Source organism: Bdellovibrio sp. MYbb2 (genome assembly GCF_056175685.1).
Map to the genome: position 1 here is coordinate 1,623,270 of NZ_JBJKJI010000001.1, position 24,914 is coordinate 1,648,183.

Here is a 24,914-nt window from a genome sequence, read left to right on the forward strand (position 1 = left end):
GAGGGTAGTATGAAAAATATGTTCTTAAAGACAGTAAGTCTTGGCGCGATGGTGGTGATCGCCGCTTGCAGTCAGAAAGTGTCAGAGTCCCCGTCGGACTCGTCAGCCTCAGGGCTGGGACAAAGCAATGCTGAAAAGGCTGTCGTCAGCTTCAACCTGACAGATGCGCCGAACAAGGACTTGAAATCCGTGGTGGTCGATATTGATCACATGGAGGTTGTGGTCGCCGGGGCAGGCAAAGCCGGAAGGCTTATTTTGGCCCAGGGGCTGGGGCCTGTGGATTTGCTGACTCTGCAAAACGGGGTGACCCTGCCTTTGCAGGATGTGGAAGCGCCAGCCGGGATTCGCATTCAGCAGATTCGCCTGGTTCTGAAACCATCCGGACACTATGCCGTGAAAGGTGACGATTCTGTCTGTGAATTGAAAACGCCCAGCGCCCAGAAAACGGGTGTGAAAATCATCCTGACTAACAAAGTGCAGTTCGAGGCTGGTCATCACTACAATATTGTGGTGGACTTCGATGCGCTTAAATCCGTAGTTGTGCAGGGAAATGGCGGCTGTCTGCTGAAGCCTGTTTTGAAACTGAAGTCGGCTTTCAAAACTCCGATCGTTCAACCCGAACCTCCAGTTGATAACGGTGGTGACACTGGTTCTGGTGGTGAAGACAGTGGCAGTGGTGAAGAGCCATCTGAGCCTGTTGTTGAAGAACCGGTGCAGCCTGAACAACCTGCAGTTGGAGAAGAAACCGGCAGCAATGAAGAATCCGGTGGTGAGTCATCTGAAGGTGAAGAGCTTGTCACTGAACCGGAGCAGAATGATCCTTCAGACGATGGTTGGGATTATACGCCAATTGTCGATGGTGAGGACTATCCTGTTGTGACCCAGGATGAACTGGGCCAGCTTCTGTAAAAATATGTGTGAACCCAACTTCTTCGGAAGGTGGGTTTTTTCTTTTGGGGTTGCCTGCATGAAATGGCGTCGGCATCATTAGGGCATGACAGACACAGCATCCATTCCCGGCACCCTGACCAAGTCTTTGAATAACGCCCAGGCCCTTCATCGGAAAGAGCAGCGTTTGAATCTGCTTCTGACAAGATGGCAGGCGAAACTGCAACGTCATCAAAGCGGGCGCCTGGTTTCTGGACTGCTGTTCTTTGCCAGCTTAATTCCATTGTCAATGAATGCCGAGGCTCGTGTCGGCTTTGCAGTTCCCGCAGTTGTTCTTTTGGTTTTCATTTATCTGGTGATTCGCACCCGCAATATCGGCCGCCATTTACTGCATTTACAAAGACTGCAACAGTTCGTGGGGCGCCAGAAAAAGCGCTGTCAGGGGCAAATGTCCGGGCGCAGTTGGAAGCAGGCGCTTGACGCTTCCGCGGAATATCCCCTGATTCGCGATCTGGGGTTGGTGGGGTCTCATTCCCTGTGGACGGTACTGGATGAAACTTTCTCGGAGGGTGGCTTGCGCCGCCTTTTGCACTGGATGAGTGTTGCGCCGTTAACTCCGGACTTATTGCAGAAAAGACAGCAGCAGATTCAGGCCCTGCGTCCGCAATCGTGGTTCTTTACCCGTCTGGGGATTCAGGCCAACTCCAACGAACTGAATCTTTCAACCCTGCAGATTCAGGAATTTTTGAAAAACTCTTTCGTGGGTCCCCAGTTTGTGAAACTGTTCGTGGCCAATCTTGTATTGTGGGTTCTGACGGTGTTGTTGCTGGTTTTTGCCGTGACCACCAAAACTGCCCTGCCGACGATTCTGTTTGCGGCATTCCCACTGCTAAGTTTGTTCAGCCTGGGGTCGGTGGGGCGTGCGTTCATGCAGGGAACGGGTCTTTCCCATCACCTGTCGGCCTTGGCGCCATTGTTTTTGTCCATTGAAAAGAAATGCGAAAGCAGCCCGGCTCTGGCACAGTTGTGCGCACAAATTTATAAAGTTCGCCCTTCACGAACTTCCCAAAAGCTCGATACTGTTCTGGGGTTCGTGGGAACGCAGACCAATCCGATTTTGCATTTCATTTTGAATGCGATGTTGCCGTGGACAGTGACCTCGGTTTTTTTCCTGGAACGCCTGCGCCAGAAAATGGTGAAGGACTTCCCGCAGTGTGTGGAAGAGCTTTCCGAGTTTGAAGTGCTGGGATCCCTGTTGATTTTTGATAAGTATCAGACACAAACTTATCCGGTCTTAAACGGAGCGATGAATCTGCAGTGCAAGCAGGTGTTCCATCCTCTTTTGGATCGCAACAAAGCTGTGGCCAATGATTTTGGGTTCCCGCACAGCAAATCGCTGGGTCTTTTGACGGGATCGAATATGTCAGGCAAGTCGACCTTCCTGCGTACTATGGGGATCAATCAGATTCTGGCCAATATGGGGGCGCCGGTCTTTGCCGACAGCTATCAGACTGTGCCGATGAAAGTGGAAACCTGTATTGAAGTCAGCGATTCCCTGCGTGATGGATATTCGTATTTCTATGCGGAAGTTCGTCGCCTGCGCGATATTCTGCAGACCGCAGCCACGAACACGCCGGTGCTGTATCTGATTGACGAAATCTTCCGCGGAACCAACAACCGCGAACGTCAGATTGGTTCGCGTGCAGTGATTCAAACTTTGGCCAATGAAAAGACTTCTTTGGGCTTTATTTCCACTCACGATCTGGAACTGACCGTTTTGGAACAAAGCAGTCCGTCGGTGATGAATCTGCACTTCCGTGAAGACATCGACAGCTCCGGTAAAATGGTTTTCCATTATCATCTGAATCAAGGCCCATGTCCTACGACCAACGCCCTAAGAATTATGGCCGCTGAAGGTATAAAGGTAGATGAAGTCTGATCCGAATTTTCTCGGGTAAAAAGCAGTGCTTGTTGGCATCACAGGCACTATGAAGACTGTTTTCAGCTATACTATGAATGAAACGGTACTTTTGGAGTTGAAGCGCAAATTTGGATTTTTCTTGATTTGTATAGCTTAAGTTTTCAATCCAAAAGGGATCGTCCGAGACGGGACTTGGCCGAAGGGTCGGGGCCCGTTTCCATTTTGGGTTTAGGTGATTTTTCTGAGGATGAAGCCTTGGGTAGAGAGGGACTGCACGAATTTGCCTTCTACTATCAAACCGTGGGGGGCGCAGATTTCTCTGAGGCGGTCTTCAGTAATCGGAAAGAACATGGAGCGCAGTCTTAAGGGGAAATTTCTTAAAGCGTCTTCGGGCATGCCGTTGTATTTGGCCCAGAAGTAAGTGGAAGCGATGTGTTTGTCGCCTACCGGGTCGGCTTGTTTCATCATATCAATGACAATTAATGGTGCGCCTAGTTTCAGCATTCCCGCCAGTGCGGCGAAATACTTTTCTTTTTGGCCGTCATCGGGCAGAAAATGTGACACCAAAACGGACAGGGCTCCATCGTACATTTCGTCAGTGTGGTAATCCTGGATGGTTGATTCGAAGAAACGCAGATTGCTTTTGAACTTTGTTTTTTGTGTACGACTGACCGCTGTGGCGATCATGGCGGCGGAAGGTTCAATCCCATCCATGCGCCAGTCTGGGTGCTGTGTGCCCAAGCGTAACATCTCTTCACCGGTGCCACTGCCAGCCACCAGCAAATGAGGGGCCGAGGCAAACTCGGTGTTCAGTACAGAAGCCAGCAGGTCCTGGATCAGATCGTATCCGGGGATCTTGCGGCGAATGTCCTGGTCATAATCCTGAGCTACGGCAGTGTCGAAGTTTTTCATTGCTGAACTTTGATCTGAAGGCCAAAAAACTGTCAATGGGTTCACATTCGCGGGACCTAAATGGTGCTGATTTCTCATCTGTGTTTCAGTCGGTTTTCATCTGGCGCGTCTTCGTCCGGGGACAGTGTCAACAATCTGCAATACCCCGCTCTCGGCCATTGTTATATTGAGGAAAAAGCGGGAGGTCTGCGATGAGAAGAATATCAACTCAGCTTATTTTTTTGGGATGTGTCTATCTGATTCTCGGGGCCACCGCCCTGGCATTTGCTTCGGCGGCGACCTTGGCATCAGTGATGGTCCTGGGGGTGGTTTTGTTCTGCGTGGGTGTTGCCCAGATCGTGTACGGGATCCAAGGGCGCAAGGAAGGGCAGCTGTGGCCTCATTTGGGGTTGGGATGTCTGGCGCTGGTGTGTGCTGCCTTGATTGCTCGCAACCCGATTGAAAACACTTTAGGACTGACCTTGGCTGTCAGCTTTCTGCTGATCGCCAGTGGGCTGACGAAGTTTATCGGTGCCGTAACCGAGCGTTCGTTGGGCTGGGGGTGGTTCGCGGGCAGTGGCTTGATCTCGCTTCTTTTGGGTGGATTGATACTGGCGACGTTCCCGGTGTCGGCGTTCTGGGCTATTGGAACGCTGGTGGGTGTGGATTTGGTCGCGGCAGGGATTGCCACCATGGGCCTTGGTATTTCGATCAAAGAGATACGCGAAGACCTGCGTGAAGCGGGTTATAACAGTTCCAAGATGACCAAGGCGGATCGACGTCACTATGAAAGGGACCGCGACGAGGATTCTCGCACGCCGCCGCTACATTAAGTTGAAAAAAGACCGGGGGCTGCATTAATGTAGCCTCATGGCAAAACGCAGAAGCACAAAAAAGCCTCTGACCGAGGCGCAAATAGAGGTCAATCACTTCGTCAAGGATCTGCAAATCCTGGGCGAGCAGCCTGTTTCCCGCAAGCATGCAAAACTGCTGCTGGAAGATTATCCTTTTGATGGTGCGATGCTGAATGCCAGCGCAGTTTACCGCAAAAGCCGCGAGCTTTATCTTTCATTGGGTGGCACGTTCACTGCCCGTGTGTGTTCGACGATGCGTTCTTTAAGTGCGCAGGATCTTTTCAAGGACAATATCGAGTTCACGCCGACAGCGGCAGAGCTTGTATGGTTTCGGGACTTCCACCACGAGGTGGCCGATCCGTTGAACGAGATTCAGTCCTTGATGCGCTTTAATGAAATATCTCTTTTCCATGAACAAAATCACCGCGTGATCTGGCGTCTATTGCCACCAGCCCCGACAGAACAGCGGGATATCAGCCGCTATCTGAATTTCGCGGAAAGTCTGGTCGTGACCCTGGATCTTGCCTTGGGAGACCAACTGGGTAAAAAGGTCTCGCCGGTTTATGAGCGCATGAAAGTGATCTATCGTTCGGGCGGGGAAGACACCTGGATGCAAAAGTCCAAGGCGGAATACCGTCAGTATCTGCTGGCGATGTTTGTTTCAACTTACTATCTGCTGGAAATGATCAATCCCGAAGACATTCTGAAAGCCGTTGACTATGTTTTGCCGGGTCAGAAAAAGATGAACAAAGACGCCGTTCGCCGCGGGCTTGAGCTGAGTGAGCTTTTCACCCGGGTCACCAATCCCTTGTGGCAGGATCGTTACTGGCAGACGGCGTCGACCAAGCTTCAAAAAATGCATGCCGACTCAACAGAAGATGCTTTGTATTTGCCGGAAGATCCGCTGGACTTTGAGGATTCTGAATTCTTCTTTGTTTACCGGGTGTTTGATTACTTCGGTCTTTGATCCTGAAAAGAGTCCAGTTCCTGTGTCTTGCCAGATGTAATTCACAGAAAGTGCCCGGCGACAGTTAAGCTGAGAGGACGTTCCTTTCCATGAAGGGGTAAGAATGATCCGAAAGCTCAGTCTACTGAAGAATCGTGTGGTGCAGTTTTATGATTTCCTCAAGGCCATGGATGAAATGCCCATGCGCCGCCTGTTAGGTGATTTTTACGAGGAAAAAGAACCCCGCCGCAAGGCCGTTCGCCGCGAAACTAAAACCTCGGTCGAAGATCTGCGTCCACAGAAGAATACCGAACAATAACATCGCCACCGCTCGTCACCCGTGCCGAGCGCCACGCATCCATTCGTTGTCCGACTGATTTTGGGCAACTGTCTCATATTCTCTTTAGCAACCAATAATAAAACGTTCAGAATCAAACGGCACCAAGGGCCTATCAACTTGATCATCCAAGGAGGGATACATCATGCGAGTGGCAGTGTCGTCACTGGTTCTGACTTTATTTGTACTTGTCTCCACGACAGCCAACGCCGCTGCCGTCGACTACAGTTCGGCATTAAGCCAACTGAGTCTTTCGGAAATGCGCCAGGCTGCATTGGGAATTTGGAAACATGGAATGAATCCGAAGACCTATTGGACTGACCGTCTGGAAACTTTGTATCGCAGCGGGGGAAATCTTGAAAAGACCCTGCGCCCGCAGGCCAATCAGGCTTTCTTGCGCATGCTGCGGGACCTGCAAATTGGCAGTGTTGATCCGGTGAACGTCGGTCGCGATGTCAAATTGGTGCGACGGGATTTTTTAACGCCCAAGCAGTTTCAAATGATCGCTTTGGCAGCGGGAAATGATGCTCAGAGCTTTGTAAATCTGGTGGCTCCGCAAAACGCTCCTTATATAGGTGTGCAGGCGGCGATGCAGAAAATATATCCCCACTGTATTGATGGCACCTGGCAGGAAATTGTGCCGCTGACGACGCCGTTGCGTTTGTATTCGATTCATCCGGTGATTCGTCAGATCAAGAGCCGTCTGGCTTTGCTGGGCTATCCGATGAACAACCTCGATGATCGCTTCGACGGCGATCTGCTGAAGGCTGTGACAGATATTCAGTGGAACATGCGCATTCGTCCTGATGGCGAGATTTCGCCCAAGGGTAAAGTCTGGTCGTTCTTAAGTGTGTCGTGCATGGATCGTGTCCGTCAGATTCAGGTGGATCTGGAAAAAATGCGCTGGTTCCCGCAGTACTTCGAAAAAAAGTACATCTTCGTGAACTTGGCGATGTCGTATTTCATCATGATGGATGTGGCGACCGAATGGCCCCGGGTGATGAGCTTCCGCACGATCAATGGTCGTCCGGCGCGCAAGTCTCCAACGATGCGTGATGAGATCACCAATGTGATTATCAACCCTTACTGGGTGGTGCCACCTACGATCTTTTATGAAGATAAGGTCAATGACCTGAAAGATCTGACCAGTGAGCAGATTCGGGAATACTTTGATTCCCACCACTATGAGGCCTGGGTGGGTGGCTTCCGCCGCAAGGTGGATCCGACCACGATTGACTGGAAGGGGATCGCGGACGGGACGGTGGATCCGGATATTATCATCCGTCAGCTGCCGCATCTGGGAAATGCCCTGGGAGTGCTTAAGTTTGATCTGACCAACAGCTTTGCGATCTATCTGCATGACACGAATCAGCGGGAGCTGTTTGATACGCCGATGCGCCAGCTTAGTTCCGGATGTGTACGTTTGGAAAAGCCACTGGATCTGGCCGAATACCTTTTGGAGGACACTCCGTGGGACCGGCAGACGATCGCATCGATGATGGCGCGGCCGGGGGAAGTGGTGGCAAAGCCCACCGAGATTCCGGTGCCATCTTACAAGCGCTTGCCGGTGTATACGGCGTATTTAACGTCGATGATGAACTCGGACGAAGTGGTGCGGTTTGTAGATGATATCTATGGTCAGAACAATGCGGTTCTGCGGTATTTGGATGGACGTTTTTAAAGAAGCCCGTTTGGGGCGAAAAGAAGCAGGAAAACTTAACAACGATATATCACAATAGTGAAAGGGGTTCGAAATGTTACTGAGTAGAGTACTCTTGTTCGTTTTAGCAGGGGCGCAGTTCAGCTTTGCGGCACCCGAGGCGGGTAATAAGCCGGATCTTCCAAAACCACCGGCACCTCCGTCTCAGCCTGCACCTCCTCCAGGTGAGACTCAGTATGAGGGGGTGGGGCGTATTGATCAGGTAACACGTGAAAAAGGCGGGGATCTGTATCGTCTGGATCTGATCAAGACTTTGCCTTTGGTGCGTATCGAGGCGAAATCCAAGCTGGGTCGCATGAAAATCTATTCTGTGTCACTGGTGACGGACAAGAATGAAAAAGTTCCGGTGCGCCAGTTGATGGGAGTGAATGTCGATGAGCCGATGGCACCGATCAGTTCCGAGATCTTCCAGACCAAAACCGGCATCACGGCTATCGAGATCCTGACCGAGGCCATGGGCGGTGAGGCCGCTTTGGAAATCAAGGCGTTTTCAACCAAGGAAGCGCCACGATTGGCGTTGGGATCCCGCATTCCGGCGTTTTCCTGCAAGCGCAATCTTGATGCGCTCTTGAAAGACAAGCTGGATCCGGTGCAATTGTGGGTGGGACGCGCGGAAGCGGCAGCTCCGGGTTCTGTCCAGGAAAAATTCGCGGGCAATCAGTTGCGTGACCAGGTAAAGGACTTTATCGCGACCATGAACACCGGTGGCACATATACGTCGACGTCGTATATCCTGACGCTGATGAACTTCTTCGTGGATCAGTACAATGCGGTTCGTGGTGGTGGCGTGTCTGAACCTGCCTATAAGGGTCTTCTGACCGGAACCTACGACATGCTGATTGTTTCCATCCAAAATGAGTTGCCATGCAGAAAGTTCCCAAGTGCAGATCTGATCAAAATGGCGATGGATTTTGCGAAGAAACACCAGTCCATGGCAGCAGATGCCCGCGGTCGTACACTGTTTGCGACAATGATGTCCAAAGTGCGTGACTATGCTCCGGATCAGTATCGCAAGGAATTGGCAGCGGCCAACATGACCTTCCGTGAAGCTGATGCTGAAGGTACCAAGTACTATAAAATGTACGTGGGCAGCAAAGACGGCGATTTCCTGAAAGACACCAACAAGAACATGAGCGCTTACGCGTTCATGATCGCCGAGCAGGCCTTGAAGGTGGAAGTTAAAATGATGGACATCGAGCAGAAGTATCAGCTGATCGTCGAGTATCAGGCGAAGTACAACTCGAACAACGAGTTCCCTCAGGCAGTGGCGATGCGCTATCTGAATATCCTGTCGGAAGAAACTTTTGGTCACCCAATGTTCTATTAAGAACTTGGGATGCGCTGAAAATAAAAAAGCCGGATCTTTCGGGATCTGGCTTTTTTATTTTGTGCAATCGGGATTAGTTGACGCGCTCAACTTCGCCCAGGGATTTGATACTGCGCACTCTAAGATAGTCACAGTCAAATTCGCCAGTCAGTTTAAGTCGCAGTTTGTGATCTTTTTCCGGAGAACGATAATTGGAGCGGTCAAACTTGATCACCAGTTCCGCAATGTACTCCTGATTGTAGGATCCCGGAGTCATGACCTCGTAGGAGGTTACTTCAATCCTGTCATTTTTACTCAGAACAAAGTTGAAGCGGTTGGAAGTGTCCACCACGTTGAAATAGGCTCTGGTGATCTGAGCCACGCGGGTTTCACACTGGACACCTTTGGAGTCTTTCAAAGCCCAGACATTTTGGGATACAAAAATCAGCCCCGCAATCAGCATCTTTTTTTTCATGGTGACTTCCTGCCTTTATAAAGCGCTTCTACCTCAGCAGCAGGGGAAACGGAATATGAGATTGCAGAAGCGAGGTCGCAGGCAGAAGCCACATGCAGAATTTACAGGTTCGGAGACCAGCCTCCCCAGGATGGGCAGTAGCGGGCATGGTCCGAGGGGCCGCGCAGAACGCCCCAGCGGTATTCGCCGCGCTCGTTGGGGTTGTTGGAAATCCAGCCCGCGAACAGCCTGCGTTTGAATTCGGCCATGTCCATGGTCCGACTTGAAAGATAGTTCACAACACAGACCGAGTCCTCGGTGATGCTTTGCTGCGGCATCTGGCGGGTTTCACTGGAGGCACTTTGATTTATATAAGGAAAGATCTTGGTCAATTCGGCCTTCTGATCTGTTGTCAGATTTTGTCCATTGTTGCGCTGAAGGATTTCTTTGTAGGTTCTTCTTAGCAGCATCAGGTCGTCAAAGATGCGTTCGTCCCGGCTGGGAGAAGAATAAATATCAAAAGCCTCATAGGACATGCAAGACGGGTATTGGCGTTTGTAGGAAAGAGCTTCGTTAACATAGGACACCCGGTCTTTGAACCCCACACAGACGTTTTCAACCAGACGCAGGATCATCGAGGTGTCGTCCTCTTGCTGGGTGGCCAGGCGGGACTGCAGCGTTTTAGTCCACTTCGATAAAGAGATCTGGAACTGTTCAGTGCTGTATCCCGGGACCTCCCAAACCGGTCTGCTTAAATATGAAGCCGGCCGCCAGTAGCGAAAGCCCGCGCCGCTGGAAGAACTGAAGTCCCCTTCAAAGACCCAGTTGGGATTGGGCCAGGACTTTCGTTCCTGCATGGTGAAGCCGGAGTGTGATCCCACGACGGAATTGTAAACCAGATAGGGCACTCCGATGGGCAGGATTTCTTTGATCGTCCAAGAGTGGTGGTTCACGGCAGTGGTGGCAAGGACCCCGCCTGCACGGATGGCTTTGCGGTTGATGGCCACCGGATAAGTGTCGCCGGGAAGAGACCGGGTGCTGGTGATTTCATGGATATAGTTCAGGAAGCTTCGCACGCGCTCGATTTCTCTTTGACGGTCCCAGCGGCTCATTTTGTTTGAAATTCTTGATCCTGAATAAGTCGGATCTTTAATGACGAATGGAAGCCGGTTTTCATAGGAAAATATCAGGCGCATCGAATAAACGGCATCGGCGCAGTCGACGCGAAATCCGTAATAGGGATTTGATTGTCCGTTGGGCAATAGTTGGCGTGAGAAAAAATATTTGTTCCATTCGTTCTTCACCCACGAAGAATATCGGCTTTCCCAGTCCTGAGACCACTGGTTGACGTCCGCCCAGACCGCGGATTTTGCTTCGGTGCTCATCATGATGGTCGCGATAAGTATCATCATTAGTTTCATGTTTCACTCCGTAGTTAATATGAAAACATGAACCCTTTGGTATGCGCAGGTCCTGTGCAGCAGATCAGTGGACTGCGGACTGTCAGATATTTTGACATTTCAATATGTCGTTCCTCCCATGAAATTCGGTGAACGCCACGTACAAGGCATCCCACTGTAGAGTCACTTGACGCTTTTCACTCTGAAAAAGGTAAAACACAACAGATCGCGAGGGGTTATGAGCAGAGTGTAAAGACTGTGAACCCTCGACACCCTGACGGGGGCTGTGCGCGAAATAAGAAGGCGCAGAGGCTGGATTTTCTTTTGCAATGAGCCTTTTCGGGGATTTTGAGATCAAGGGGGATGGATGAAAGCGTTGTGGGGAACTTTGGGGGCGGTGTTAATCTGTTCAGCGGCAACGGCTACGGAACAAGAGGATATCACCAGAGCGCATCTGCCAAAGATTGATGCCGAAGTGGAGTGGATCCTGGGGGACAAGACCCCAAAGCGTGCGACTGGAAACCAAGCCTGGTTTTACGGCAACAAATTCACTTTCGTCTATAACACGGGTTCTCCGGCGAATTCGGCGGATATTTCTGTGGGTTACTTTTTGTACCGCACTTATGACATGTACTGTGCTTTGAAAAAGCAAAAGGCATTCTGTCTGGGTTCGAAGCTGCATGTGACATTTTCGATGAAGGGCTCTGAAGCTGATGCCGGTCGCACGGTCTATGTGCGCACAGCCAAAGGCAGCTTTGCCAGCAATTACCTTCAAGAGGCGCGTCGTCGGTTCTTCGAACACTTGGAAGCCATCGGCGGCAATGTGCCGGATCGCAACCGTGTGTATGCTTTGTTGGATGCAGACAAAATCCTGCGTATTCGCACTGATATGGTTGTGACTTTCGATGACGCCGGAAATGGCAATACTGCATGGAAGAAATTCTTCTATTCCCGTGAAGTTCTGGCTCGCGCGGCTAAGGTGTTGGGGAATATCGTGGGATTTGATTTGAAATCCCGTTCGACTATTCGGTCAACTTCACTTTACAAGGACAAATCACAGTTGCCGCATCTGAAAAGAGCGCAAAGCGGTTCGGGTGGCAGCAAGATTCAGACGGTGGTGTCGGGTCCGGGTACGACAAGTTCTTCCGGCTTGTCTTGGGTGGGCAAGAACTATCGTCCGCACTTTGCCATGCGCTCAAGGTACAACGACTGGTCCAGCACCGCTAAATATGCAACAGCTTCGGCTTACGACAACACTGCCAAGATCTACTTGCATGAGCTGGGACACAACATGGGACTGGATCATTGCGGTAAAAACCAGAAGACCCTTTGTACAGATAACTTCTTTAACTTGAATGACGGCCGCTCTACTTTGTTGAATTATCTGAAACAGGTTGGTGGTGTGAAGGTGACTTATGCGTTCTAAGCTGATGATTGTTGCAGGATTGGTTGTGGTGGGCTGGCTTTGGTGCAGCCCTTTGCGGACAGGGCAAGAACCCAAAGCTGCTGAGCCCACCAAATCCTTTGCCGCGGAATCTCAGGTTGAAGAGCCTGAAACCATGACGGAATTTGCAAGTTTTGCTTCTGAAAGCCGCCCGAGGCACGATCATAAACATGAGCCGGGTCACGATTGCGAAGAGTCCCGTCGCTTTGCCGCTGAAGCGGCGGCGGGTAATGATGAAGGTCCCATGAGCAGTGAAGAGATCCTGCAAAGAGAAATGGGCACTGACTGGAAAGAGCAATTTGCCGTGACGGAACAGGATTTTGTGGGAACTGACGGTGAGCCTCTGGATCGTGCCGCATTCTTGCGGGAACAAGATGAGCAGGCTCGGCAAAATGCGACTTTGCCCATGGATTCATTGGCAGCTAAGGCGGGCCGATAATCACTTAACTATTCGCGATCGCCGGGCCTGCTGATTGCCGTGCAGCTTTATCGCAAGCCCGTTAAATCGCATGCCTGATCAGTTGCAGATAACTCTGAATTTCTCCCAGTTTCTTATTTGAGTCGCATCGCTGTGGATAGTGTCAGTGATGCGGCCGCCACCACCCACGGCTGTTAAGTAGTGACCACTGATGGTCTGGATGGCATAAGCACCATAGCCCAGCGAAATCAGTTTGAACTTTTCCCAAGCCTGCAGTTGAGTCGCATCAGAGTGGATCACATCGGTGATGCGTCCGCCACCGCCAACGGCTGTCAGATAGTTGCCGGTCGCTGTTTTAATTCCATAGTTGATCACTGAGTTTCCGTCGCAGGAATCCACCAAAGTGAAGCGTTCCCACGAGCCCACCTTGGTGGCATCCGTGTGAATGACATCAGTGAGCCGGCCTCCGCCGCCGACAGCGGTGACGTAGTTGCCAAGATAGGTTTTGATCACACACGAAATGGGCGCATTGCAGGCCTGAGCGGCAGGAGCGGCCATGCCCACAAATACAATCGCGGATAGAATAAATTTTATTTTCATTGGTTTCTCCTCGGGTCATCCATGACCTCTTCAGCCCTAGCTGATAGCAGGCGAGAGTGGGATTCAATATTTAGCTTGGGAAAATGTCGAGATAATGCTTCGGCTCGGTCGAGTCCTGTGTCAAAATGGAGGCCTATGATGCAAATTCAAAAACAACTGGTCGATCGTTTCTTTCGTTACCTGGCAGTCAGCTCACAAAGTGATGACAATGCTTTGGCATTGCCAAGCACTCCGGGACAACAGAAGCTCGCAGAGTTGTTGGCGCAGGAACTGAAAGATCTGGGACTGCAGAATATCGTGGTCGATCAGAATGCCACGGTGACGGCCGTGAAACCGGGCACTAAAAAAGGCGGCCCGCGCATTGGCTTCATCACCCATATCGACACGGTGGATGTGGGTTTGAGCCCTGATATTCACCCGCAGATTCTGAAATTCATGGGCGAAGATGTCTGTCTGAACAAAAAAGAAAATATCTATTTGAAAGTGTCCGAGCATCCCGAGATCAAACCTTATCAAGGGCAGGATATTATCTTTAGCGACGGCACCAGTGTGCTGGGGGCCGACAATAAAGCTGCTGTCAGCGTGGTAATGACCTTGCTGGCGAACCTGCGTGATGATCAACAGTATGGCGACATCGTTGTGGCCTTTGTACCCGACGAAGAAATCGGCCTGTTGGGTGCCAAAGCCATGGATCTGTCCCGCTTTGAAGTGGATTTTGCCTACACCATTGACTGTTGCGAACTGGGCGAAGTGGTGTATGAAAACTTCAATGCGGCAACCGCCGACATGACGTTCACCGGCGTGACCGCGCATCCGATGTCCGCCAAAGGTGTTTTGGTAAATCCGATTTTGATGGCCCAGGATTTTATGGCGCTGTTTGATCGGGCAGAGACGCCGGAAAACACCGCCGGCCGCGAGGGTTACATCTGGTTTAACGGCATGACCGCCACCCAGCAGGAAGCCAAGCTGACAGCTTCGATTCGGGACTTTGATGTGAACTCTTTTGCAAAACGAAAAGAGAAACTGGCAAAGGCCACGGAATCGATTCAAGCCAAGTATCCAACCGCCCAGGTGCAGCTTAAGATCACCGACACCTACAGCAATATCAGCTCCGCGATCGGCGAAGATCGCCGCGCGATTGACCTGATTTTTACGGGTCTTAAAGAGATCGGCGTTGAGCCCAAGGTCATTCCCATGCGTGGGGGCACGGATGGAGCAGCTCTTTCTGCCAAGGGAATTTTGACTCCGAATTTCTTCACCGGTGCTTTAAACTTTCACTCCAAATACGAGTTCCTGCCTATTCCGTCGTTTGTGAAGTCCTATGAACTGGCCGAGAAAATCTGCCTGCTGGCGGCTCGCTGAGCAGAAAAGAAGGATTCTTGGGTTTGATCTCAAGTTATTGATATTACTGATGTTTGTGATGCCCGCAATAAAGGCATCTGAGCTGGGCGTGGGCTTATCTGCGTGAGGGTAAAAGTTTTCTCCGCAGTCTGAAAGTCCAAAGAAGTACTTGAAAACAGGGGGTAAAACCCCTATAAAGGAACCTCACTTCAAGTGAGACCGTGGTTCCGTAGCTCAGCTGGATAGAGCATCTCCCTTCTAAGGAGAGGGTCGTACGTTCGAGTCGTACCGGAATCACCATTTTTCCTTAGCCAAATATCATTTATCTTGTGACTTATTGTATTTCTCGATTGCGGTCTTGCATGTGTTTATAATGCGTTGATACTGATCATCGTTGGCCATAGCATCAGTCTTTGCCCACTTCTCAATGGCACTAAGATTTACCATATGTCTTTCGCAGATTTCACGGGCTTGATCCAGCCCTTGAGGATCTTTGCTTGCTATGTAGTGAAGTAGGCGATCCATCACGGATTGAGTTGGGCTCAAAATGCGAATAGTGCCACCCTCTATTTGTTGCTCTGGGATGTGTTCATATCGAATCGGAGATCCACCCAGATTTACGGGGCCAGTGGGAAATTCGACTAATATTTTTGTATCAGGGTGGGTTAAATGCTTATGTGTCGGTCTGGCTTTTTTGAATCCAATTATTTCCATTACTTCCATGATTTTTTGGTGATCGGCAGGGCTTATGAAATCCAAATCTCTGGATTCATAAAAATTGGCATCCGTATAAATTGTAACAACAGAGCCGCCAGAAAGTACCGATATGATCCCATGAGATTTGAGGTGTTCAGATATGATGACGGCCAGCTTTGCAATTGAGATGTTTTCGTCGATTTTATTTTGATCGCTCATAAGCTCCACCTAATTTTTTCCCGCGACTGCGTGGTCTTTTGCGAATGAGATAGAAGTCAGGGTTGGATTCTTTGGGCATATTTGTGTCGATGTATTTTTCCAGCAATGCGCGCAGTTCGTTTTTGATAGGCGAGCGAGGGTTGAAGAAGTAAATGCGTAAATTTCCAATCTCGCGGCTTGAAAGAATTCCTGCATCTTCTAGTTTGGTTAGTTGTTGGTAGAGTTGAGTTTTTGAAACATGAAATGCTTTGGCCATTTCGCTTACCGCAGCCTCTTCATAGCGAGCTAGAAAAAGCAGTGCAGATGCGGCAGTCTGGTTTCCGAATAGCTTATCTAACATCATATCATCTCCTGCTTTTTATTATAGCAGTTATCGTCATTAAATCAGTAATGATTAACATTAAATTAATATTATTCGATAGTAAATCAAGTTCATTAATCTTGTAAGATATTGATATTATTTGTATAATGTCTGTAATATTATAACACATTAAAGAGCTGTGATAGGTATTAAGTCAAATATATGAGATTTGATGGCAGCGTGGGGAAACCTAATGCCCTTATGCCACGTGCCTCTTCTGCAGGCTAGCGCACAAGGCAACGCCGCCAAGAATCACGTACCACAATGTCAGAATCCACAACAGCAACAACGGCAGGGCTGCAAAAGAGCCATACAGCTTGTTATAAGCGAAGAACTTTTTAGCAAGAAGCACATAGCCTTTGTGAACTCCGAACAGGGTCACAGAGGCTAGAAACGCGCTGATAAACGCCGCCCGGGTTCGCACATGAACATCCGGAACCATTTTGTAAACCAAAAACAGCGTTCCGACCAGCACCAGCGAATTTGAAACCTTTGCCGGAATCAGGCTGTGAACAAACTGAAACTGTTCAAGCGACGTAAAGCCCACGTAAATAGCCAGGAACACCGGGATCGCCAGGACAAGGCCCCAATGATAGATCAGGCGTTTATAGAACGGTCGGGTGTTGCGCTGGTTCCACACACGGTGAATTCCGACTTCCATGTCGTGGATCAGACGGATGGACGTGATAAACAGGAACACGGCCCCGGCGGTACCGAGTTTGCCGGCATTCACGTTTTTTAAAACCACTTTCATCATTTTCGTGAATCCGCTGCCTGCGGCTTCCTTCATGTTTGAAAGCAGCAACGCTTCGACTTTAGGGTAAAAGGCCTCAAGGCCTCCGATGGACTGAAAGGTCGCCAGTACAACGGCGATAAAAGGAACCAGCGCCAGAGCGGTGGAAAAAGACAGGGAGGCGGCCACCAGCTGCAGCTCGCCATCGCGCATTTGTTGAATAGTGTCCTTGAGTACACTCCAAAGTCGTTTAAACAAAATGAAGTCCAGTTCCGCGGTTGCCCGCTGCACATCCTGCGCGGACGCGCTTAAAGCCAAAATCTCGTTTTAACGGCAAAATCGTTTCCTTGTCTTTCGATCTGAGCAGCGTCGCAGTAAGGATCGTGCTCAAAGAAAAGATACCATGATTGGTCGGCCGCTTCACCTAGATACTTCTGTTTTTCTTCGATCAGCATCAGCGGGTGCAGGTCGTAACCCATCACCCAAGGCAGTTTCACGTGAGTGCTGGTGGGAACCATGTCACCGCAATAAAGCAGTGTCGTGGATCCATCGGTGATCTTCACCACCTGTTGCGCCAGTGTGTGGCCGTTGCTGATGATCGCGGAAATGCCCGGCAGGAAGTTGTCTTGGGCGCCGTCCATGATGTTCAGTACGCCGGCATCAATCAAGGGCTGGAAGTTGGCAGCATAGTAGCTGGCCTTTTCGCGCACATTGGGATGGCTGGCGGTTTCAAGATTGCCTTTTTGCACCCAGTATTTTGCATTCGGGAAGGTTGGCACAAGCTTGCCGTTTTTTTCGGTCGTAGCGCCACCGGCATGATCAAAATGCAGGTGAGTCAGAACCACGTGATGAACGTCTTCCGGCTTCAGGCCATGGAACTGTAAAGACTTCAGCAGGGAAGGGCCGTCGGATTGGATATTGAACAAGTCCGCAAACTTGCTGCCCATCTTGTCGCCGTACTTGGCAACAAAGTCACCCCCGTTACCAGTGTCGATCAGGATATTGCATCCCGGGGACTTTAACAGCAATCCGCGGGCTTCCATCGAAATGCGGTTTTTCTCATCAGGGGGATTGCTTCTTTCCCAAAGGACTTTGGGAACTGTGCCGAACATCGCACCGCCATCCAGGCCAAAAAGACCCGTGGGGATCGGGCACACCTCATAGGGCCCGATTTTCAGTTTCTTGTTTTCAATTTGAATCGTTGTCTGGCTCATGGGGTTTTTCCTCCACGGGAACGGCTGGGAAAGCATCCGGATTGATCGTCAGCACCCAGCTCTTATAAGCAGCATACACCTCTTGGATCGGCCCTGGGGGATGAACCGGACCTACGTGCAGGATCAGTTTTCCCGGGCGGGGCATGGATTGACCTTTGGGCCAAAGTTCCATCACACCATCCAGATAGGTGAACAACAGCGGTGTCTGCGTGCGCTCCGAAAATATAGATACGCCACGTTTGAATTCCTGAATTTTGCCGTCTTTGGAACGTGTGCCTTCCGGGAAGATGATCAGCCACATGCGGGGCAGTTCAGTCAGAAGCTTCAGGATCAGATTGATGGCTTCACCTTTACGGTCTTTGCGGTCAATCGGAATGGCGCCCAAACAGTGCTGGGAAAAGAACATGAACACCGGGTTGCTGAAAAAATAATCCTTCGCCGCCGCGATGTACAGATTCAGCCAGTAACGTCTTGGGATGGAGGCTGCGATAGACACGGCATCCAGGTGACTGGCGTGATTGCTGATGATGATCAGTTTGGGCTGGGTTCTGTAAATTTCAGCAAACGGGGTGCCGCGAACTTCCAGACGGATATAGAACTTGTACAGGATGTTCTTCAGGATCACAGACCACAGAAAACGCATGCACACACTGAACAAGTCAATGTGGCGGGTGAAAAGCGGCAGGTGCTTCAGATAAGTGGGAAGCTTCGTCCACTGTTCGTTTTCGTAGTTCCAATCCTTCATAGAATTACCGTCATCACGTAATAATAAATCGGCGCCACAAAGATCAAACGATCCATGCGGTGAAGGAAGTCCCCACGGCCAATGATGAACGGGCCCACGGTTTTCATGCCGGCATCACGGCGAACCACAGTCATCAGGTAATCCCCAACGAAACCACCCATGGAAGCCACAAGACCTGAAGCCAACCAGTACTTTTCAGATCCATCCGGCAACAGGAAGCGCATACAACCCGCAAGGAACAGCGTCAGCAGAGCAGATACGATGGTACTGCCGACAGTACGGCGCGGGTTGATGCCCGGGAACATTTTCCAGCCACCAATATAACGGCTGACCGCCAAGTTGGTGTTATCGCAGAACTCGGTCAGGATCACCAGGTACATAACCTGAAAAACGCCGTTCGGCATTTTCATGATCAGACCCAGGTGCATGAAGGACCAGCCCAGGAAGATGAACGCCAGCAAGGTCAGGGAAATATACTGAATCATGCGTTTGTACGAGTTCTTCACCAGCGGCACCAAGCAGGAAAGCCCCAGTACCACCATCGGCATGGCATTATAAATATCCAGACGGTCATACCAAGCACAGACCCCCAGGCCGATAATGCCGGCATAACAGATCATCACGAAGTAGCTGCGATGGAACATTCCCATGATCTGGAAGAAAATCTTTGCTCCCAGAATCGCCAGGGCGGTCAAAGCCACCAAGGGCCACGGTTCCGGCATTCCCATGGCAAGGAACATCAGCGGAGCGGCAATCAGCCAGGATTTGATGCTGGCCCAGGATTGAACGAAGTAATAGTTCTTCTGACGGAAGAAAAAGACGATCAGGCCGGAAGCAAAGATGATCGACAGAACGATCAGAACTGTCTGGCGGTAAATGTGGTTTTCCCAGGCGGTGGGCATGGCCATGCGGATGGGAAGATCCAGATCAAAAAAATCCATTACGAAGGTTCCTCTTCAATTTTGTAGTCTTTGATTTTCTTGTAAAGGCTTGAGCGCGAGATTTGCAAAATACGCGCAGCCTCTTCGATATCCTTGGTCTGTTTCAGGCAGGTCTTGATGGCGTGGGCTTCGAACTCCTCGACCAGATTGTTTAAACCTTTGTTGAAATCAATGACCGTGTAAGACGGGGCCGTGGTTGCAGTGGCTGCTGGCTTCAGCCAGGCGGCCACGTCTTCACCGCGAATAAACGGCAGTGGTGATGTCAGGCTCAGCTGTTCGCACACGCGCTTTAGTTCGCGCACGTTTCCTGGCCAGTTGTACTTTTTCAAAGCTTCCAGGCCGTCTTCAGTGAATGATTTGTTACGGCGCGGGCGTTCAGCATCCAGAAAGTGCGCGGCCAGTTCGTTGATGTCTTCAAGACGGTCACGCAACGGGGTCAGCTGAATGCGCTGGGAAGCCAGACGATACAAAAGGTCTTCGCGGAATTCTCCAAGGGCCACCATTTTTTCCAGCGGTTTGTTGCTGGCCACGATCACGCGGGTTTTCACCTGCGTCGTTTCTTTGGCGCCGACTTTGCGAACTTCGCCGGTTTCCAGGAAGCGCAAAAGTTTTGCCTGTTGGGTCAAAGGCAGAGCCTCGATTTCATCCAGGAACAAATCCCCACCGTGGGCCGCTTCCGTCAGACCCACTTTGTTTTGATCAGCACCCGTGAAGGCGCCTTTGATATGACCAAACATTTCAGATTCAAAAAGATTGTCCGGGATGCTGGCAACGTTCACTGCGATGAACGGGCGTTCGCCTTCTTGTTCATGCAGCAGGCGGGAAACAACTTCCTTACCGCAGCCGGTTTCACCCTCGATCAAAACGGGGCTGGTTTCACCTCGCAGATCCGCGATACGTTTTTTGATTTTTTGGGAAGCATCAGATGCTCCCACCCAACGCGTGGATTTGCGGTTGGAGGCAGGGTCCACACTGCGCAGATCCCACAGGGCTTCGATTTTTTCCAGCACCAGCAGAGTCTCTTCCGGCATCAGGGGCTTGGCCAAAAATCTTTGCGCGCCGGCTTTAAGGCAGCTTTCCATCAGGGGACGGCTCAGGTCCCCGGACATCGCCACGACTTCCAGTTGATTGTTATGCTTAACCAGCTTTTCAATCACCGTCGGACCCACGGCTTTGGTAGAGCCCGGCTCCAAATGCATATCGACGAAAGCCGCATGATAAAAACGCTCGTATTGAATGGCTTCCAAAGTTGGAGCCGAGAAAACCTTCCAATGGTTTGGCAGGGACAGCTTCAAGGACTGATGGATCAGTGGATCATCATCGACGATAAGTAGAGAGAATACTCGAGTTGTTGCCATAGGACTTTAGCATACCCGACGGCCCTTAATTAGCCATCATTAGCACGCCTCGTCACCGTGAATAGTGACGAAGGACGGGAACAGAGTTACCATTTTCCAGTGGAGGCCCTATGAGCGCTCAAAGAATCTTGTTGGTTGAAAATATTCACACCGTTGCGAAGGAAAGGCTGGAGGAAGAAGGCTACAAAGTCGATCTTATTGCTCATGCACCTTCCGAAGACGAGCTGCTGAAACTTCTGCCAAACTATGATGTTCTGGGCATTCGCTCTAAAACTGAAATCACCAAAAAAGTTCTGGATTCCAACAAGCACCTCGTCACGATTGGCTGCTTCTGTATCGGAACAAATCAAGTGGATCTTCTGACCGCGCGTGAACAGGGGATTCCGGTGTTCAATGCTCCTCATTCGAACACTCGTTCTGTGGCAGAGCTTGTAATCGCAGAAATGATTTCCCTGTCCCGTCAACTGGGCGACCGAAACACTCAAGCTCATCTGGGCGAATGGGTGAAGTCTGCCGTGGGCTCGAAAGAAGTCCGTGGCAAAACTTTGGGAATCGTGGGTTATGGTCACATCGGAAGTCAGGTCAGTGTCCTGGCGGAATCCATGGGCTTGAAAGTGCTGTTCTATGATGTGCTGAAAAAACTTCCTTTGGGGAATGCCATGGTACAGAACTCGCTGGAAGATCTTTTGCGCAGTTCAGACTTTGTGACCTTGCACGTTCCTGAAACGCCGGAAACGAAAGACATGATCGGTGCGCGAGAACTGTCGATGATGAAAAAAGGCAGCTTCCTGATCAATGCCAGCCGCGGCACCGTGGTGGTGATTGAAGATCTGGTAAAGTCCCTTCAGGAAAAACATCTGGGCGGTTGTGCGATCGACGTGTTCCCGGAAGAGCCGGCTTCCAACAAAGAAAAATTCAAATCCCCATTGCAGGGAATTCCCAACGTGATTCTGACCCCGCACATCGCGGGCAGCACCGAGGAAGCCCAGTATGCCATCGGTCTTGAGGTGGCGGAAAGCTTCCGTCGTTATTTGAAAATTGGTTCTTCGCCGGGGGCAGTGAATTTCCCGAATGTGGATCTGCCAGTGAAGCAGGGGACATCGCGTATTTTGAACGTCCACCGCAACGAACCGGGGGTCTTGGGTGAAATCAACGGTTTGATCTCCAAAGCCGGGGCCAATATCGAAGGTCAATATCTGTCGACGGATGAAAAGATCGGTTATCTGGTGATGGATCTGCATTCCAGTCAGGCGCACACGCTGGCGGCGGATATCGAGAAGTTGTCCCGTTCCATCCGCACACGTGTGGTTTACTAGATTTAGTTGTTCTGAGTGGCCAAAGCTTTGATTTGGTCGTTCGCAAGTTCCTGATTCCAGATCAGGATTTCTTTCGTAATGCCGCGAATCGGATTGCTGGCACCAGCTGTCCCGCCGGCAAAGACATGCAGGGGAGTTCCTCCAGCCGGAGCAGCATAGGCCGTCATATTCCCGGTGGCTCTTGTTGCAGCGGCGGATGCTCCCACCGTTGCCGTAATCACATCTCGTTTCATCGTTGAAGTGTTGACCACAAGGGCAAGCCCCCGTTCGCTGGCGCTGCTTGCTGCTCCTGTCGTGGTTTCCCAGGTGTTGCCATCAAGGGCCGTGAGGCCCAGCCAAGTGCCGGTGGTGCCGGTGTTCTTGCTCAGATGGAATCCGGATCGGGAACCAGCTTCATGTGTTCCGTACGAGAAAAGCTCTTTAAGCACACTGTCGGCCGTATAGAAGAAATTCATATAAATCGTGTTCGCGGTGGACGCCGGGAAATTTGGCACCGTCAGCGCATGGGCTGCTGTGGAGGTGGTGATATTTAAAATCCCCGCCGTCGTAATGCTGACGTTGGGCTGATAGGCCGCCGTTGTTTGGACAGCATCAATGCCGTTGCCACTTTGATCATACCATCTTACCAGGGTCGGCGTGCCGCCGCTTCTGAAAGTGTCGAAAGCGGTTTTATTCACCAGGCCGTTGCTGTCAAAATAAATGTCTGCTTCAGCATTGTCGGCTGTGCGACGAACACGAATGGCCGGGCCGCCGTAAGACCCGTATTTTTTCCAGGAATAGATTCTTTGCGCCGCTGGCAGACGGTACACACTCAAGTTCGTCGTGGAGCTGGCCTGACCGTCAGAAACAACAATGGAAACCGTGGCAAATCCGGAAGAGCCTGCCGCCGGAGTGACAGAAATATTGCAGTTTAATCCGCTGCCGCCAATGACGATATTTCCCTGCGGAACAATCGTGGGATCGGAAGTCGTCGCAGTCACAGAGCTAGCGCAATCCACGTTGTCTTCGGGATCAGGATCAGCAATGGTGAAATTACGCGTGGTGATGCTGTTCAGGGCGGCAATCGTTGTGGTCAATTGCCCTGTCCAGGTCAGTGTCGGTGGATTGCTGACCGGAGTTCCCGTGCGATTCGTCGATGTGGTGGTTCCGTAGGCGTTCACAGCTTCAACCCGGAAATTGTACAAAGTTCCGTTGGTCAGACTTTCAATCACATAAGGGGAGGTGGCAGATGCCGAGGCCACGGTGGTCGGCGGATTTGTGGTGCCGTATTTCACGGTGAAAGAATTTGCGCCGCTTCCGCCGGTCCAGGTCAAAGTTGCTTTCTTGTTCCCCATGGTCGGTGCGCCAAAAGTGGCGGCGACAGGAACGGCAAGGCTGCAGGCAATGTTGCCAGTGGCAGGACCGGTGCCGACAGAATTGATGGCTTCGATCGTGTAGTTGTATGTCCCGCCGGAAAGCCCTTCTTCAGAGCATGTTCTGGTGGCGATATTTTCGCAAATCACTACATTCACACTTGGATTCACAATACGGCGAACGGTGTAAGTGATGGGTGGAGCCCCGCTGGCGGGCGGCATCCAGTTCAGCGTGCACTTGCCGATCTCTGGCACGGTCACAGTCGGCGTCAAGGGAACCGTTGGAGGAATGTTCGGGGTGGCGCTAAGCGTGTTGGTGGAAATTTTCGAACCCACCGCATTTGTTGCCGTCACCGAGAAATAGTACGGAACCATGTTGGTCAGACCGGTGACGATGTACGGGGATGTCGCCGTGGTTGAGGCCACTGTGTTTATAGTGCCGACACTGGTTCCATAACGAACGGTGTAGGCAGTCGCAAGACTGCTGGCTTCCCAAGTCAGGGTTGTACGGCCATCACCCGGCGTCGCGGTCAGCATTTGGAATGCTCCCGGCAGTCCGACCGGGCAGGACACCTCACTTGATTTGGCTCCAGTGCCAGAAGCATTTGTGGCTTCCACGGTATATTGATAGTTGCCTGCGGCGATGGTTTCTTCACAAGCCAGAAGGGGAGTGTTGGTGCAAACAGCCACATCGGTGCCCGGACCTGTCACACGACGGACCGTGTACACGAAGGGCGCTGTGCCAGTGGCGGGAGCTTCCCAGGTCAGCGTGCACTTCGTGGAAGCGGCGGTCGCCGTCAGGTTCAGCGGTGCTGTCGGCGGAGGACTTGGTGTGGCAGACAGGGTGTTTGTCGAAGTGGCATTGCCAACCGAGTTCTTGGCGATGACAGAGAAATAGTAAGTCGTGCCGTTATCAAGTGTGGATACTGTTTTCGCCGTGGTCAGTGAATTTCCGGCCGAGGTTGTCATGCTGCCTGCGCTGGTGCCATACATCACCGTGTAAGAGGAAGCTTCGGGGCTGGCTTCCCAGGTCAGAGCCACCTGGTTGTTTCCAGGCAAGACGGTGAGCAGGGCAAATTCGCCCGGAGCGCCCATGTACGGATAGCTTTTCTCAGAGGAAGAATCCACTGTACCAATTTCATTGCTGGCAGTGACGCGGAAGTAATAAGTCGTTCCCGGCACAAGGCCGCTTTCAATCACAACCGGGGACTTGCTGGCTTTGATTGAATTGGTATAAGTGCCGGCAGTCGTTCCGTATTTTAATTCGTAAGAAGAAGCACCTTTGGAAGTGCTCCAGGAAACCAGCAGCTGGTGATCAAATCGCTGAATGGTCGCAAGGTTGAATGCGCCCGGTGCTTCGGTGGAAGGTTGATCCAACGGATCTTCTTCGCCCAAGGGTTTGGTACACGAAACGCACAATAAAAATAGAAGAAGTATTAGCTTACGCACAGCCCTTTCA

At 51.1% G+C, this 24,914-nt stretch carries 23 protein-coding genes and 1 tRNA gene; 12 read left to right on the forward strand and 12 right to left on the reverse strand.

Annotated elements, in window-relative coordinates; genetic code table 11:
* Positions 1-9: 9 nt before the first annotated feature.
* Both AC04MQ_RS07840 and AC04MQ_RS07845 read left to right on the forward strand, forming a co-directional pair.
* Positions 10-909 carry a DUF4382 domain-containing protein gene (locus AC04MQ_RS07840; protein WP_015091960.1) on the forward strand — a complete coding sequence of 300 codons (900 nt, stop codon included), beginning with the start codon at positions 10-12 and terminating at the stop codon, positions 907-909.
* 85 nt (positions 910-994) lie between these two features.
* A complete protein-coding gene (locus tag AC04MQ_RS07845) occupies positions 995-2,827 on the forward strand; it encodes a MutS family DNA mismatch repair protein (protein WP_015091959.1) in 1,833 nt (610 codons plus the stop codon).
* Between the two features lie 210 nt (positions 2,828-3,037).
* Here AC04MQ_RS07845 and AC04MQ_RS07850 read toward each other — a convergent pair whose 3' ends face one another.
* The gene (locus AC04MQ_RS07850; RefSeq protein WP_475391784.1) at positions 3,038-3,721 is read right to left on the reverse strand and encodes a class I SAM-dependent methyltransferase; all 684 of its coding nucleotides are present in this window, start codon (positions 3,719-3,721) and stop codon (positions 3,038-3,040) included.
* A 191-nt stretch (positions 3,722-3,912) separates the two neighbouring features.
* Between AC04MQ_RS07850 and AC04MQ_RS07855 the strand changes: the two genes are divergently transcribed.
* The 5 genes from AC04MQ_RS07855 (at position 3,913) to AC04MQ_RS07875 (ending at position 8,884) form a co-directional block, all read left to right on the forward strand.
* Positions 3,913-4,533 (forward strand): HdeD family acid-resistance protein, encoded by a 621-nt coding sequence (locus AC04MQ_RS07855; RefSeq protein WP_475391785.1) that lies wholly within the window; start codon positions 3,913-3,915, stop codon positions 4,531-4,533.
* 37 nt (positions 4,534-4,570) lie between these two features.
* Positions 4,571-5,521, forward strand: coding sequence for a hypothetical protein (locus AC04MQ_RS07860; RefSeq protein ID WP_475391786.1), 951 nt, complete (start codon positions 4,571-4,573; stop codon positions 5,519-5,521).
* Between the two features lie 103 nt (positions 5,522-5,624).
* Positions 5,625-5,819, forward strand: a complete 195-nt coding sequence (locus AC04MQ_RS07865; RefSeq protein ID WP_015091955.1) for a hypothetical protein — start codon at positions 5,625-5,627, stop codon at positions 5,817-5,819.
* 163 nt (positions 5,820-5,982) lie between these two features.
* A complete protein-coding gene (locus AC04MQ_RS07870; protein ID WP_015091954.1) occupies positions 5,983-7,518 on the forward strand; it encodes a L,D-transpeptidase family protein in 1,536 nt (511 codons plus the stop codon).
* A 73-nt stretch (positions 7,519-7,591) separates the two neighbouring features.
* Positions 7,592-8,884 (forward strand): beta-sandwich domain-containing protein, encoded by a 1,293-nt coding sequence (locus AC04MQ_RS07875; RefSeq protein WP_148278851.1) that lies wholly within the window; start codon positions 7,592-7,594, stop codon positions 8,882-8,884.
* A 73-nt stretch (positions 8,885-8,957) separates the two neighbouring features.
* Here the strand turns inward: AC04MQ_RS07875 and AC04MQ_RS07880 are convergent, their stop codons facing one another.
* Both AC04MQ_RS07880 and AC04MQ_RS07885 read right to left on the reverse strand, forming a co-directional pair.
* Positions 8,958-9,338, reverse strand: a complete 381-nt coding sequence (locus tag AC04MQ_RS07880) for a hypothetical protein (RefSeq protein WP_015091952.1) — start codon at positions 9,336-9,338, stop codon at positions 8,958-8,960.
* A 101-nt stretch (positions 9,339-9,439) separates the two neighbouring features.
* Positions 9,440-10,738: a hypothetical protein gene (locus tag AC04MQ_RS07885; RefSeq protein WP_475391787.1), complete on the reverse strand. Its 1,299-nt coding sequence runs from the start codon at positions 10,736-10,738 to the stop codon at positions 9,440-9,442.
* Between the two features lie 346 nt (positions 10,739-11,084).
* Between AC04MQ_RS07885 and AC04MQ_RS07890 the strand changes: the two genes are divergently transcribed.
* Together AC04MQ_RS07890 and AC04MQ_RS07895 are read left to right on the forward strand one after the other, a co-directional pair.
* A complete protein-coding gene (locus AC04MQ_RS07890) occupies positions 11,085-12,143 on the forward strand; it encodes a zinc-dependent metalloprotease family protein (protein ID WP_475391788.1) in 1,059 nt (352 codons plus the stop codon).
* Complete coding sequence (locus AC04MQ_RS07895; protein ID WP_475391789.1) at positions 12,133-12,600, forward strand: hypothetical protein; 468 nt, start codon at positions 12,133-12,135, stop codon at positions 12,598-12,600. Before AC04MQ_RS07890 ends, AC04MQ_RS07895 begins: the two co-directional genes overlap by 11 nt.
* Before the next feature lie 78 nt (positions 12,601-12,678).
* Here AC04MQ_RS07895 and AC04MQ_RS07900 read toward each other — a convergent pair whose 3' ends face one another.
* A complete protein-coding gene (locus AC04MQ_RS07900) occupies positions 12,679-13,179 on the reverse strand; it encodes a fascin domain-containing protein (RefSeq protein WP_015091947.1) in 501 nt (166 codons plus the stop codon).
* 135 nt (positions 13,180-13,314) lie between these two features.
* On the opposite strand from AC04MQ_RS07900, the gene pepT reads away from it, so the two are divergent.
* Positions 13,315-14,541 (forward strand): peptidase T, encoded by a 1,227-nt coding sequence (gene pepT, locus AC04MQ_RS07905; RefSeq protein ID WP_475391790.1) that lies wholly within the window; start codon positions 13,315-13,317, stop codon positions 14,539-14,541.
* A 202-nt stretch (positions 14,542-14,743) separates the two neighbouring features.
* Positions 14,744-14,820, forward strand: a tRNA-Arg gene (locus tag AC04MQ_RS07910).
* An 18-nt stretch (positions 14,821-14,838) separates the two neighbouring features.
* Here the strand turns inward: AC04MQ_RS07910 and AC04MQ_RS07915 are convergent.
* The 7 genes from AC04MQ_RS07915 to AC04MQ_RS07945 form a co-directional block, all read right to left on the reverse strand.
* Positions 14,839-15,435: a nucleotidyltransferase family protein gene (locus AC04MQ_RS07915; protein WP_475391791.1), complete on the reverse strand. Its 597-nt coding sequence runs from the start codon at positions 15,433-15,435 to the stop codon at positions 14,839-14,841.
* On the reverse strand, positions 15,419-15,778 hold the full coding sequence (locus tag AC04MQ_RS07920) for a winged helix-turn-helix domain-containing protein (protein ID WP_475391792.1): 360 nt from the start codon (positions 15,776-15,778) through the stop codon (positions 15,419-15,421). Before AC04MQ_RS07920 ends, AC04MQ_RS07915 begins: the two co-directional genes overlap by 17 nt.
* A 217-nt stretch (positions 15,779-15,995) precedes the next feature.
* Positions 15,996-16,847 carry a YihY/virulence factor BrkB family protein gene (locus tag AC04MQ_RS07925; RefSeq protein WP_475391793.1) on the reverse strand — a complete coding sequence of 284 codons (852 nt, stop codon included), beginning with the start codon at positions 16,845-16,847 and terminating at the stop codon, positions 15,996-15,998.
* On the reverse strand, positions 16,838-17,743 hold the full coding sequence (locus AC04MQ_RS07930) for an MBL fold metallo-hydrolase (protein ID WP_475391794.1): 906 nt from the start codon (positions 17,741-17,743) through the stop codon (positions 16,838-16,840). The genes AC04MQ_RS07925 and AC04MQ_RS07930 overlap by 10 nt, the downstream gene beginning before the upstream one ends.
* Positions 17,718-18,488: a lysophospholipid acyltransferase family protein gene (locus tag AC04MQ_RS07935; protein WP_011165276.1), complete on the reverse strand. Its 771-nt coding sequence runs from the start codon at positions 18,486-18,488 to the stop codon at positions 17,718-17,720. Before AC04MQ_RS07935 ends, AC04MQ_RS07930 begins: the two co-directional genes overlap by 26 nt.
* Positions 18,485-19,429 (reverse strand): phosphatidate cytidylyltransferase, encoded by a 945-nt coding sequence (locus tag AC04MQ_RS07940; RefSeq protein WP_475391795.1) that lies wholly within the window; start codon positions 19,427-19,429, stop codon positions 18,485-18,487. Before AC04MQ_RS07940 ends, AC04MQ_RS07935 begins: the two co-directional genes overlap by 4 nt.
* A complete protein-coding gene (locus AC04MQ_RS07945; RefSeq protein ID WP_041577899.1) occupies positions 19,429-20,787 on the reverse strand; it encodes a sigma-54-dependent transcriptional regulator in 1,359 nt (452 codons plus the stop codon). Before AC04MQ_RS07945 ends, AC04MQ_RS07940 begins: the two co-directional genes overlap by 1 nt.
* A 110-nt stretch (positions 20,788-20,897) precedes the next feature.
* On the opposite strand from AC04MQ_RS07945, the gene serA reads away from it, so the two are divergent.
* Positions 20,898-22,103, forward strand: coding sequence for a phosphoglycerate dehydrogenase (gene serA / locus AC04MQ_RS07950; RefSeq protein ID WP_475391796.1), 1,206 nt, complete (start codon positions 20,898-20,900; stop codon positions 22,101-22,103).
* Between the two features lie 2 nt (positions 22,104-22,105).
* Here the strand turns inward: serA and AC04MQ_RS07955 are convergent, their stop codons facing one another.
* A complete protein-coding gene (locus AC04MQ_RS07955) occupies positions 22,106-24,832 on the reverse strand; it encodes a fibronectin type III domain-containing protein (RefSeq protein ID WP_235046140.1) in 2,727 nt (908 codons plus the stop codon).
* Positions 24,833-24,914: the final 82 nt, after the last annotated feature.